Raw genomic sequence first — 13,238 nt, 5'->3', positions numbered from 1 at the left:
TGGTAATAGACCAGAAAGGCTGTTGAAATTGCCTCAAGCATAAGCTGCGGAGCGGTAAAAATTTATCCTGCCGCTGATTCATAATGTTTTAGAAGGGTACAAGCAGCATTCTACTCCTTTTTGCGGCCTATTTAAAATAATAAGCCTGTTCTTTCTTCATGTAGCCTTTTCCTGCCATTGATCCGTCCCTTTTTAAATCCTCAGTCCTATTTTACTGTTCAACCAAAAAAAATTGAAATGAGAAAAATTCTAATGCTACTATGCGGCATGCTACTCCTTTATGGACAATTGCTTGCTCAATCCAAAACAATTACCGGAAGGGTAACTGACGAAAAAGGCACCCCCATCCCCAATGCCTCCATCACCATCAAAGGAACCTCGTTGGGAACTACCTCAAAAGAAGACGGCTCCTATTCACTCACTGTTCCTGCCAATTCTAAAACACTATCTATATCGGCTGTAGGTATGGATGAACAGGAAATTGCTATCGGTGAAAAAACATCGATTTTAGTTACATTGGCAAGTAAACAAAATATTTTACAGGAAGTAGTGGTTACTTCGCTGGGTATAACCCGTGACAAACGTTCGCTGGGTTACGCTACCCAGAACCTGAAAGCCGATCAGTTCAATGACCGCGGCCAGGTGAACATTGCAAACGCTTTGCAGGGTAAAGTAGCCGGTGTTAACATTACAAATGCGAGTGGTGGTGCGGGCGCTTCTGTAAATATCAATATTCGTGGTATTTCTTCCTTTACCGGAAGTAACCAGCCTTTATTTATCATAGATGGTATACCTATCAGTAACGATGTTGACCGCACCAATGGGGGCCCCAATGGTACGCTGGGCGATAACCAGCCGCCAAACCGCGCCCTTGACCTGGATATGAACAACATTGAATCGGTGAATATTCTGAAGGGACCAGCCGCTTCTGTTTTATACGGTTCACGTGCTGCAGCCGGTGCTATCATTATTACTACTAAAAAAGGAAGCGGTCAAAAAGGCCGGGCCGAAATTTTAGTGAACACCAATGAAAGCTTTCAAAAGGCTTCAGGTTTACCTAAAGTCCAAAACGAATATGGCCAGGGTTCAAACGGCATATATTCAAACACCACCTCCAACTCCTGGGGGCCAAAATTCGGGTCTACCCCTACCGTTGCCAATGGATTACTGGTAGGTGGTACGGCAGTTGATTACAACCCCTATCCTAATAATATCAAAGATTTCTTTCAAACAGGTATCCTTTCCGATAACAACCTTTCTATAAACAGCGGCGATGCCAAACAGAACTATACTTTTTCTGCAGGCTACCTGTATCAAAAAGGTATTCTGCCTAATACCGGCGTAAAAAGAGCTTCTGTTAAGTTTGGTGGTAACACGGTATTGCGCGATAAAATAAAACTGGGTGGCTCTGCTACCATTACCAATACCCTGCAGGATGGTATTTTGGGTGGTAATGGTCAAAGCGCCCTGGGTGTGTTACATGGTATGCCCCGCAGCATCGATCTGCAGAAATATAAAAGAGATAATACCTGGAAAAATCCTGATGGCACCAATAACTATGGCGTTGTGGGAAGTGAAAACCCTTACTTCGGCGCTTACGAAAATCCATTAAAAAGTAACCTGTACCGGATAATCGGTATTGCCAATCTCGGGTATGATGTTACTTCCTGGATGAACATCAGCTACCGGTTGGGTGTAGATGCTTATACGGATCGCCGTAAACAGATATTCGCAGTATCGTCTGGCCGGGTACCAGCCGGTCAGGTGCTCGATAACCCTATCAGCCGAAGTGAAGTGAATGGCGACCTGATCATCAGCATGAAGAAGAACGATATCGTTAAAGGTTTGAACTTAAGTGGTATTGTTGGTAACAACATCAACCAACGCAGGTTCCAGTCTGTACAATTGCAGGGAGATAACCTGGTTATTCCTTACTATTATAACGTAAACAACGCCACCACCTTAACAAATGGGTCGTCGGAAACCTCTACCCTGCGACGGATAGTTGGTTATTATGCACAGGCGTCGTTTGACTACAAAAATTATTTGTTCCTGGAGTTGACCGGCCGGACCGATCAATCATCTACCTTACCAAAAAACAAGAACACATATTTTTATCCATCCATAAGCACCGGCCTGGTATTTACCGATGCGTTCAATATAGTATCAGAGGTGTTGAATTATGGTAAAATTCGCGCCAGCTATGCCAAGGTAGGTAGAGACGCGGATCCTTATCAACTTGATAATGTATATGTTACCGGTGGTTATGGAAATAATGTGGCCAACGTTTCTTTCCCCTTTGGTTCGGTAGCCGGTTTTGGCGCCAGTACCCGTATAGCGCCAAACAGTTTAAAACCTGAATTTACTTCTTCCTATGAAGTTGGTTTAAATGCCGCCTTCTGGAAAAACCGCATCACCATCGATGTGGCCTATTTTGACGAGGTAAGTAAAGACCAGATCGTGAATGTGGGCCTGGCCCCTTCAACCGGGTACAGCACCGTTACTGCAAACGTTGGTAAAATGACCAACAAAGGAGTGGAAGCATTGGTTACCGTGTCTGCTATATCAAACCGTAACTTCCATTGGGATATCTCTGGTAACTTCACCAGGATCAGGAACAAAGTAGTTAATATTTACCCTGGCATTACCAGCTTCGCTATCCCGGGTAGTGCATTTACCGGTTCTATTCCTACCATTCAGGAAGGCCAGCCTTATGGCGTTATCATCGGCGGTCTGATACCAAAAAGCCCCGATGGTCAACGTATCATCAACCCCGGTACAGGCGTTTACCAATCAACTATAGCTAACCAGGTATTGGCCAATCCCAATGCCGATTATCAATTGGGCTTTACCAATAACCTGAAAGTGAAACGTTTCAGCCTGTCTTTCACCTTCGATTTCATAAAAGGCGGCCAGATCTTATCATTCACCGCAGCTGCTTACAAATCGCGTGGTGCCTTGAAGGAAACTGCTGTTGACAGAGATAAAGCTCACATTCTGCCAGGTGTAATACCTGACCCCAATAATTCCGGTAAATATTTAGCCAATAACATTGAGATACCTGCACAAACATACTGGCAAACACTGGGTGGTTTACAAAGTGAATTCAACGTATACGACGCCACCACCTTCAGAATGCGGGATCTGTCAATCGGCTATGATCTGCCGGCTTCATTAATGGATAAATTAAAGATCACCAGTGCACGCATTGGCATCTTCGCTAACAACTTATTCTTTATTGCACCAAACGCCTTCTTCGATCCACAGGTGAACACGCAGGGTGCAGGCAACATTCGCGGGCTCGATCTGCAGAGTGTGCCCAATGCAAGAACTGTTGGCGCTGGTTTGAAAGTGTCTTTATAATCTTAAAAAAATTCACAAATGAGAAAGCTAATTCTATATCTGATAATACCGGTTTTGATTGCATCGGCGACGTCCTGTAAAAAATTCATCGATGTAAATCAACCTATCAATAATCCAACCACCGTACCGCCAAGCACCTTGTTGCCGAATACCACGGTAGGTATTGCCTTTGCCAACTCCAATGACCTCGACCGGGCTACTTCGGTGATGATGCAGCATTTGGCAGGCACAGGCAGCCAGGCCCTCGATTACGATGTTTATAAACTGGATGGTTATTTTGATAACCAGTGGGGCCTGGAGCTTTATAATGGCGCCATCAATAACCTGATAATAATTATAAATAAATATGGCGATGCCAACCCGGCTTATGGCGGCGTTGCAAAACTGGAACTGGCCTATGCATTCTCTATGGTGACCGATCTGTGGGGCGATGTGCCGTATTCACAGGCTGGTCTGGGATTAAAGTATTTAAACCCCCGTTTTGATAAACAGCAGGATATTTACCAGGGAAATGCAGCCGACAGCATTCAAAGTTTGTTCGACCTGGTAAAATCCGGCTTGGCCGACCTGGATAAAACAGGAACGTTTAAACCAGGGAAAGATGATATGGTTTATGGCGGCGACCTTACCAAATGGAAACGAATGGGTAACACCCTGTTGCTGAAATTTGCCATCCAGATCTCCAATGCCAATCCCACCCTCGCTAAATCAACCATCGATGCGGTAATAACCGGCAATAATTTTATCAATGCAAACACGGTTGATTTTGAGGTGCCCTTTTTGGCAAGTGTAGGTAACCAGAACCCGCTTTATACCTTCAATAATGTAAACCGCACCACCGACCAAATGTTGAGTGCGCGTTTGCTGGCCCTGTCCAGAAGCCTGAACGATACCGTGCGGCTGGCCAAATACTTTACCAAACCAACCGGCAATTTTGTAGCATTTGAAAACGGTTCAACCGCTTCAGCGCCTACCCTTGCCAACAGAAGTAAATACAACACGTACCTTACCGGCACCACTGGTGAAGCGCCTATAAGACTGCTTACTTTTGCCCAGGTGAATTTCATCCTGGCTGAGTCTGCTTTGATATTGGGTACAGCAGGTGATCCCAATACCTATTATCAGGCTGGTATCAAAGCCAACATGACCAAGATTGGTATGACCACTGCAGAAATCAATCAGTATTTTACCGACAATCCTACGGTAGTTACGCTTGCTGGTACAACAGAAGACAAGCGTAAGCAGATTATTACGCAGAAGTACATAGCCTGGATCGGCAATGGGATAGAAGCATTCGACGACTATCGCAGAACCGGCTATCCTGTACTGGCGCTGGCAAGTAATCCGGCTGGTCAAAATCCCAGTGTAATACCTACGCGGTTAACACTCCCCACCGGAGAAATACAAAGGAATCCCAATGCGCCAAACCCAGGACCACGTACTGATGTAAAAGTATGGTGGGCAAAATAGGAAGTGCCTTATTTGTTGTTCTTATAAAAAAATAGAATATGAAAATTGTAATAAATATAGTTTCAATACTGGCGGCTGTACTGGTGTTAGGCAGCTGTACAAAACAGGCAACGGATCCGCTGATGGATGCACGGCCCGATGTGCCTGTTTCCTTTACCAATGCTACAGACTACCGGCCCGATCCTACCGTTACCTGTTCATTGAAAGACAGCATCATCACCATCAAGATGGAAATTCCGGCATCAAGCGGAAGAACAATCACTCAGATCTCAAAAATTGCCACGTCTACCTCTTACGCCAAAATTCAGGGTGCAACGGGTTTATATGTTTCAACTCCGATACCGGTGAATGCTACCAGCTATTCTTACCAAACAACACTAAAAGCGTATTTTGCTGCTAATGGTGGTTCTGCTACTGCCAATAGTGAACTGGCCAACCGCTTTTATTTTTCTGTAAAATTGGATAATGGTAACGACGTGATAACACTGCCGGTGCGCATATTGATAGTACCGTAAGTTTAATGTTGTCTCAGATACACAAGAGTGGGTCATTCGCTACCTGGCGAATGACCCACTCTTTTTTTGCCTTTACCTGCTGACTAATTATCATGTGTTTCAATATTATTTCTCTCCTTACCTTTGCGCGCCCTACCGTTAACCGTGCAGGATGAATGTGTGTTTTCCATGCAATTGTTTTTGATCAATAAGTTTTACGAAAGATCAATCAGGCAATACCGGGAGCATCCTGATAAACCGTTACTAAACCATTAAGTTCTGGAATGAGAAAAATATCATGACCCATTAAACGATCATGTCATGGAAAGATCATGTATGATAGATACATACTCTTGCAGCGCTCTTGTGGTTTAACTGTTCTTCTTTTTGTTATTTTGGTTTCACTGTTATAACCTATATAATAAATTCTAACTCCGATGAGAAAGCTCCTAATGTCCCTATGGTGCAGTTTGTTGCTCCTGTCAGGCGACCTCATTGCTCAGACGCGTACCCTGACGGGGAAAATAACTGATGTCAATGGTCGGCCCGTATCTAATGTGTCAGTAGTAGTAAAAGGAACAAAAGTTGGTACCATTACGAATACCGATGGAACGTATTCGTTAAACGTACCAACAGGGGCTAAAACGCTGGTTATTTCTTCCGTTAATATGCAAAAGGAAGAAATAAAGATCAGCGCCGTAACAGACTATAGTCTCGCTTTAAAACCACTGGACGTATCGATGGACGAAGTGGTAGTAACAGGCTATGGTACCATCGACAAGCGCTCACTTACCGGTTCAGTAAGCAAAGTAACCGGAGATGTCTTGTCGAATAAGCCGGTTCTCAGCTTTGACCAGGCGCTTACCGGCAAAGCCGCCGGTGTGCTTGTAAATACTTCATCGGGGCTGGTAGGCGACGATGTGGTGATACGAATAAGAGGCGGGGCTTCTGTATCAACAGGTGGCTATCCGCTGATAGTAATGGATGGTGTGCCTATAACGCAGGGGCGCCAGCAGGAGCTCTCCAACCGGTTCAATGCCCTGGCTGAATTAAACCCGAACGATATTGAGAGTATTGAAGTATTGAAAGATGCCGCCGCCACAGCTATATATGGTTCCCGTGGATCGGCAGGCGTTCTGCTAATCACCACTAAAAAAGGAAAGGCTGGTCAAACTACTTTCAACTACGATAATTATGTAGGTTATAATGAACCCGCACGCAAACTGAAAGTATTGAACGCGGCCGATTATATAGCCACCATCAATAAATTAAAAACCAATGCCGGGGGAAATCCTACCGCTTTTTACGGCGATATAAATAATGATGGAAAACCCGATACGGTAAATACCGACTGGCAGCATGAAGTTTTTCACAAGGGGCTGGTGCAGAATCATAATCTTGCCTTAAGCGGCGGTTCACAAAGCACTACTTATTTCGCTTCATTCAACTACAACGAAAACCAGGGCTACATTAGATCTACTTCGCAAAAAAGAGGTTCTGCCCGGTTGAATTTAACCTCAAAGGTTACCGACTGGCTGCAATTTGGGGTGAACACCCAGTATTCACGTACCATGGAAAATAATATAGCCTCCGGTGCAGGTAGTGTTTTTTCAGGAATTCCATACGGTCCTTTAACCGCTTTACCTGATATTCCGGTTTATGGCCCTGATGGAAATTATTATACCGGGGTAGGCGGAAATAAAGACCTGGGCGGTTATGCAACCCCCAACCCGTTAGCGGTAACCAAATTGAATTATGAAGACCGCGACGCGCGTCGCTTTATTGGTAGTGCATTTGGCGAGCTGCAACCTGTAAAAGGACTTAGGTTGAAAAGCCAGGTGAATGTTGATTATTCAAGCGCTTATATAGATGATTTCTGGAATAAAGACATCGGGGATGGCGCTTCGCTTGGCGGCGTGCGGCAAACCAATTATAACGAGAAAAATACCTGGAGCTGGTTCAATACCATAAATTATAACCGGCAAATTGGCGCCGATCATGAACTGAATGTACTGGCCGGTGCAGAATACACCCGCCGTACCAGTAAATACTCTTACAAGAATGGGATTGGGCTCGTTAATCCTGATCTGCTGATCATAGACCCTGCCAATTACCAGAGTATAGCGGGTTATGATGGCATTGATAAGATTGACGATGGACTGGCTTCCTATTTTGGCTGGATCAATTATGGGTTCAGAAAAAAATACCTGGCTACTTTAAGTTACAGAACAGATGCTGATAGCCGTTTTGGGAAAGATAAACAATGGGGTTCCTTTCCTTCGGGATCGGTAGCTTGGCGGGTATCGCAGGAAGATTTTATGCGCACCATTAGTTTTGTGAACGACCTGAAGCTACGCGCCAGCTATGGGGTAACCGGTAACTCAAACATTGGTTATTTCCCGGCCCGCGCCACCATTGCACCCGGTACTTATGCCGATTTGCCAGACCTTACCCTGGCTAATCCCGGTAACTCGGCTTTGCGTTGGGAGCGGCATTTGCAATTCGATGCGGGCATCGATGCCGTGTTGTGGAAGCATACCAGCGTTACCTTGGATTATTATAACCGCAAAACAATTGACCTGATCTTAAATAACCCCGTTTTGGCTACGCTTGGTTTCCCTGGTAATACGCTTACCGAAAACGTGGGTCAGCTGCGGAGCCGGGGTGTTGAACTGTCTGTATCCACACCCGTGTTGCATACCCGGGATTTTGCCTGGGATATTAATTTCAATGCAGCCTGGAACAAAACCAAAATGATCTCAACCAATCTCTTTGGCAACGATCTGTATGATAATAATGATACCAAAGCTACCTATTCCATTGCCCGGCCGGGACAACCCTTAGGCGTATTTTATCTTATCCGCTGGGCGGGAGTAAACCCGGTAAATGGTTTGCCTACCTATTTGGATGTAAACGGGAATCAAAAACAATTTGACTACGCCAACACCAGCACGCCCTGGACATTGGTAAAGGATGGCAGCAAAACTACCGCTATAACGGCTACAGACCGGGTATTGACGAATAAATCGCCCTATCCTAAATTTTATGGAGGCATTAATCAAACTTTCAACTACTTCAATTTTGATGCAGTCATCGACTTGCAGTATGCGCTTGGATTTAGCGTGTACAATCAAACCATGCAGAACATGCTGAAGTTTGACAATGTAAATAATAAATCAACGGAGATTCTGAATGCCTGGAAAAAAGCAGGCGACAATACCGATGTGCCCCGGTTGTATGCGAACGATAATTTCTGGACAACCACTGCATCCACCCGCTGGTTAGAGAAGGGTGATTTTCTGCGGATCCGTAATGTACAGATTGGTTACACTATACCAAAAAACATTACCCGGCGCATTAAGGTAAGCAGGCTGCGTTTTTATGTACAGGGCAGTAACCTGTATACATTCACTGGTTATTCAGGCATCGATCCCGAAGCAAACAGTGTTGGCGAAACGAACATAGGTTTAGGCATAGATAAGTTCAGACCTTATTTTTCCCGCACCTTTACCATGGGTATTAACCTGGGCTTATAAATTCTGTATTGCATTCAAGTACCTAAAATAGAAAATAGTTTATGCGATATATATTGTTTAGTCTTTTAATAATAGCGCTGGCCGGCAGTTCCTGTCAGAAGAAAGTGCTTGATATTAATCCGCAGGACCTGCTGTACAGTGATCTTGCCTTTTCAACACCCGAAAAAATTGAAGCCAGTACTATTGCCAGTTATGACGGGTTGCAGAACTACCAGTTTTTAGCCGGGCGGGCATTGCTTTACATTGACGCAATGGGCGAAGATGTTTTTGACCGGGGACAAACTACAGGCGATATCGGCCGGTTCAGCCAGTTATCTAACAATACATTTGCCGCGAGTATCTGGACGGCGGGTTATGATGCCATTGCGCGCGCCAACAGGGCTATTGCAGGTATCACTGCCAACAGCAGCAAGCTAACTCCCGCTAAAGCCAATGCACTGATAGCGGAATGTAAATTTGTTAGGGCTGTGGCCGATTTTTACCTGGTAAATTATTTTGCACAACCCTATGCGTTTACGGCAGATGCTTCGCACCCTGGCATTCCATTAATAACCGTAAGTTATACTTCAAACGATCCCGATGCCAATAAACCAAGGGCGAGCGTGGGCGACGTATATACAGCCATCATAAAAGATCTTACTGAAGCGTTGGCTGATTTGCCTTTAAGTTATCCTGGCACTACTGATACAGCATACAATAATAAAACCCGCGGCACCAAAGCGGCAGCTGCTTCTTTTCTTTCACGGGTTTATTTATACAAAGGCGATTATGCCAATGCAAAAAAGCAGGCCCTGGATGTGATTAATAATACATATGGCGCCTTTGCTTTAAACAGCACCGTCAATGGGGCTTTTGGTCCCGGCCATTATACTACTGCGGAAACCATTTGGTCAATCCCCAATAACAAATTGGATAATCCAAGCACCAATTACTCGTTGCCGCAAAATTATAATGCTTCAGGCCGGGCAGATGTGGCAGTGTCCGGTAACTTTCTCGATTCCAACCGTTACTTTCTTATTGACGATAAAAGAAGAAGCATGCTTGCAACCGGAACGGGCGGTTACCTCTATACTACCAAATATCCCGATGTGACTACACGGAGCGACTGGGCGCCGGTTATCAGGTATCCGGAAGTGTTATTGAACTATGCCGAAGCGCAGGCCCGTACTGCCACTGGTGTGGATGCTGATGCCGTTGCCAAATTGAATATAGTAAGGGACCGTGCCAAGGCAATTACCACCCTGTCATATACAACAGCTAATTTTCTTAATAAAGATTCGCTGGTTGCTGCCATCCTGGGTGAGCGCCGGATTGAACTGGCTTTTGAGGGACATCGTTTCTGGGACCTGATGCGAACAAAAACTGCTGTTACCAGTAAGTTCGATTCGGATGGGAAAACCAAATTGCCCACCCAGCCTTTTGGGGCTCAAAAGAACATTTTTCCCATACCCCAACTGGAAGTAGATAAGAGTAAAAAAGTACTGGCGCAGAATGATGGGTACTAAACGACCTGTCAGGTTCGCCGAAACAACCTGCCTGATAAATAACTAAAGCGAACCTGACAGGTCACTTAATAGAAAACGTCCTCCCGGCTCAAGCCTGGAGGACGTTTTACTTTCTACAACTTAAAGCCCTATGAAAGTTATTTCAGAAATATTTCGTGTAATTTATTGTTGAGTTCGTCACCACGTAATCCTTCGCCAATTACCGTGCCTTCCGGATCGATCAATACATTGTAAGGAATACCGGTGAAACCAAAAGTGGTCACCGCTTTGCTGTCCCAGAATGCAAGGTCACTCACATGTGTCCATTTCAACTGATCTTCATTAATGGCCTGGAGCCAGTTCTCTTTCTTTTTATCGAGCGATACACCCAGGATGGTGAAGTTCTTGTCTTTGTATTTATTATAGGCTGCTACTACATTGGGATTTTCAGCGCGGCAGGGGGGGCACCAGCTTGCCCAGAAATCAACCAGCAGGTACTTTCCTTTAAAGTTTGAGATAGAAACCTTTTTGCCATTTACATCGGGTAAAGTTAATTCAGGCGCTTTTTTACCAACCCAGGCATTTTGTTGATCCTGTTGTGCCCTTATTTTTTCAACCTGCTCTTTGTAAGCATTGTATCTTTTCTTCATTTCTGCCAGGTTTGAATCGCCGTTATACTTTTGCGTAAGGCTGTTCAGGGCAGTTTCAAACTCGGTTTGGGGAAGGGTTTTAGCCGACCGGCCCAATACAAAGGCTGCTACTACAGGCTGGCTTACATCGCCCATCATGCGTTTCATATAATCGTTCAGCTCTTTTATAGCGGCGTTCTTTTGATTGGTAAGATTAAGCAGGGTACTGTCGGGGGCGCCAATGCGTTTAAGGCTGTCCAGCTTGTTCATGCTTTGTTCAGCACTTACACTTTTCACATCGTATGTGAAAATGAAATCCTGTAACTCGCGGCTGGCTACAGAACCGGCCACGGTATAGAATTTTTCATTGTTCATGTCAATATCAACAGTGATGGTGGGCGCATCGTTCACCAGCGGCACCATGGGACCGTCGGCTACTACCAGGTTGAACATGCCAATATTGGGGGCCTGTCCTTTCAACGTATAAGATCTTTTATCGGCCGAAACAGTAACTGAATCCAGTTGAACAGGAGGCAGGTCGCCACCAAAGGGTACTTCATATAAGAATAAAGTGACAGTTCCATTTTTAACTGCGTGCGGGTACTGTTTTGCTACTTTATCAAGATTGGCAATATTGCCGGTTACTTCCAGGGTGCCCTTTTCTTTTGCTCCACAGGCGCCCAGGGTAACCATCAGCATCGGCAACAGCCAGTTCGAAATTCGTTTCATCTATCTGTTTTTTATTAATAGTTATTGCAGTTTTTTTAAAAGGATATCGTTGGTGAGTTTTGGATCGGCTTTACCTTTTGATACTTTTTTTACTTCCCCTACAAATAACCCGATCAATCCCTTTTTTCCTTTTTTGTATTCAGACACTTTATCGGGCATTTTGTTCAGCACTTCTTCCACCCAGGCGGCAACATTGCCTTCGTCTGAATCCTGTAACAGGTTCAGCTCTTTGGCTATTTGTAACGGCTCTTTGCCGGGCTCTTTTAAAAGGGCCGCAAATATTCTGGTAGAAGCCACAGAGAAGTTTACCTGGTTGCTATCTATAAGGGCTATCAGTGCGGCAATAACGGCAGGTTGTACCGGCAATGCAGTAATGGGTTCGCCCGTTTCATTTAACCATGATTTAATGGGCCCCAGCATCCAGTTGGCGGCTGCTTTATAATTGGTGGAATGACCTATGATCTGCTCAAAGTATACAGCCAGCTCTTTTTCATCGGTAATAACCCGGGCATCGTATTCAGGTAACTGTAACTGTTGCATATACCGGGCTACGCGTTCTTCAGGCAATGCGGGAATGGAACTTTTAACTTCCTGAAGCAGTGCATCTGAAACTACAAACGGGGTAAGATCAGGATCGGCAAAATACCGGTAATCGTTGGCGTCTTCCTTGGTGCGCAGGGCAAAGGTAGTGCCATTACCGGCATCGAAACTTCTTGTTTGCTGAATGATTTTTTCACCTGCTTCAAGAATATCGATCAGGCGTTTTGCTTCAAATTCAATAGCCCGTTTTACGTTGCGGATGGAGTTGAGGTTCTTTACCTCTACTTTGGTGCCCAGTTTGGTATCTCCTTTTTTGCGAACGGAAATGTTGGCGTCGCAACGCATGCTGCCTTCTTCCATGTTGCCATCGCAGATCTCCAGATAGCGTAACAGCTTTCTCAGCTCGGTAAGATAGGCATACGCTTCGTCGCCGCTATGTATGTCGGGTTCAGTAACTATTTCAACAAGTGGTACACCGGCGCGGTTAAGGTCAACGCAGGTGTTTTTAGGGTCAACATCGTGCAGGCTTTTACCGGCATCCTCTTCCATGTGAATGCGGTTAAGCTGAATATCCCGGGTGCCGCCTTCCTGGGTACGAATGGTTACATGACCACCCACACAAATAGGCGTGGTGTGTTGTGTAAGCTGATAACCCTTTGGCAGGTCGGGATAAAAGTAATTTTTGCGGGCGAAATAATTATGCCGGGTAATACTGCAATCACAGGCCAGGCCTATTTTAACGGCATAGGAAATGGCCTTTTTATTCAATTTGGGCAAGGTGCCGGGGTGCGCCATGGTAATGGGGCTGATGTGTGTATTGGGGTCGCCGCCAAAAGCTGCGCTATCGCCACAAAATAACTTACTATCAGTGAGTAACTGGGCATGCACTTCCAGACCTACAACTACCTCATATGCATCGTAAATTGTCGACATATTATTCTGATTGCCTAAAATGGTGAAAAATCAGACAAAAATACCTCATTTCTGGTTATG

The 13,238-nt window shown here is 45.0% G+C and carries 7 protein-coding genes; 5 read left to right on the top strand and 2 right to left on the bottom strand.

Annotated elements, in window-relative coordinates; translation table 11 throughout:
* Positions 1-237: 237 nt before the first annotated feature.
* From NIAKO_RS28265 to NIAKO_RS28245, 5 genes are all read left to right on the top strand, one after another.
* Positions 238-3,363, top strand: coding sequence for a SusC/RagA family TonB-linked outer membrane protein (locus tag NIAKO_RS28265; protein ID WP_041347404.1), 3,126 nt, complete (start codon positions 238-240; stop codon positions 3,361-3,363).
* Positions 3,364-3,381: 18 nt separating this feature from the next.
* Entirely contained in the window at positions 3,382-4,833 is a 1,452-nt protein-coding gene (locus NIAKO_RS28260; RefSeq protein ID WP_014221880.1) for a SusD/RagB family nutrient-binding outer membrane lipoprotein, read from the top strand.
* 38 nt (positions 4,834-4,871) lie between these two features.
* The gene (locus tag NIAKO_RS28255; RefSeq protein ID WP_014221879.1) at positions 4,872-5,348 is read left to right on the top strand and encodes a hypothetical protein; all 477 of its coding nucleotides are present in this window, start codon (positions 4,872-4,874) and stop codon (positions 5,346-5,348) included.
* Between the two features lie 416 nt (positions 5,349-5,764).
* Positions 5,765-8,863 carry a SusC/RagA family TonB-linked outer membrane protein gene (locus NIAKO_RS28250; RefSeq protein WP_014221878.1) on the top strand — a complete coding sequence of 1,033 codons (3,099 nt, stop codon included), beginning with the start codon at positions 5,765-5,767 and terminating at the stop codon, positions 8,861-8,863.
* Positions 8,864-8,904: 41 nt separating this feature from the next.
* Positions 8,905-10,368: a RagB/SusD family nutrient uptake outer membrane protein gene (locus NIAKO_RS28245; RefSeq protein WP_014221877.1), complete on the top strand. Its 1,464-nt coding sequence runs from the start codon at positions 8,905-8,907 to the stop codon at positions 10,366-10,368.
* A 137-nt stretch (positions 10,369-10,505) separates the two neighbouring features.
* Here NIAKO_RS28245 and NIAKO_RS37275 read toward each other — a convergent pair whose 3' ends face one another.
* Both NIAKO_RS37275 and gatB read right to left on the bottom strand, forming a co-directional pair.
* A complete protein-coding gene (locus NIAKO_RS37275) occupies positions 10,506-11,705 on the bottom strand; it encodes a peroxiredoxin family protein (protein WP_014221876.1) in 1,200 nt (399 codons plus the stop codon).
* Positions 11,706-11,726: 21 nt separating this feature from the next.
* The gene (gatB, locus tag NIAKO_RS28235) at positions 11,727-13,178 is read right to left on the bottom strand and encodes an Asp-tRNA(Asn)/Glu-tRNA(Gln) amidotransferase subunit GatB (protein WP_014221875.1); all 1,452 of its coding nucleotides are present in this window, start codon (positions 13,176-13,178) and stop codon (positions 11,727-11,729) included.
* Positions 13,179-13,238: the final 60 nt, after the last annotated feature.

Source organism: Niastella koreensis GR20-10, from assembly GCF_000246855.1.
Taxonomy (GTDB): Bacteria; Bacteroidota; Bacteroidia; order Chitinophagales; family Chitinophagaceae; genus Niastella; species Niastella koreensis.
Note: the sequence above shows the minus strand (reverse complement) of the source record. Positions and strands in the feature narration are given on the sequence as shown.

Bases quoted from the DNA above. Each gene is read 5' to 3' on its own strand.
- NIAKO_RS28265 (WP_041347404.1), top strand. From the start codon at position 238: ATGAGAAAAATTCTAATGCTACTATGCGGCATGCTACTCCTTTATGGA.
- NIAKO_RS28260 (WP_014221880.1), top strand. From the start codon at position 3,382: ATGAGAAAGCTAATTCTATATCTGATAATACCGGTTTTGATTGCATCG.
- NIAKO_RS28255 (WP_014221879.1), top strand. From the start codon at position 4,872: ATGAAAATTGTAATAAATATAGTTTCAATACTGGCGGCTGTACTGGTG.
- NIAKO_RS28250 (WP_014221878.1), top strand. From the start codon at position 5,765: ATGAGAAAGCTCCTAATGTCCCTATGGTGCAGTTTGTTGCTCCTGTCA.
- NIAKO_RS28245 (WP_014221877.1), top strand. From the start codon at position 8,905: ATGCGATATATATTGTTTAGTCTTTTAATAATAGCGCTGGCCGGCAGT.
- NIAKO_RS37275 (WP_014221876.1), bottom strand. From the start codon at position 11,705: ATGAAACGAATTTCGAACTGGCTGTTGCCGATGCTGATGGTTACCCTG.
- gatB (WP_014221875.1), bottom strand. From the start codon at position 13,178: ATGTCGACAATTTACGATGCATATGAGGTAGTTGTAGGTCTGGAAGTG.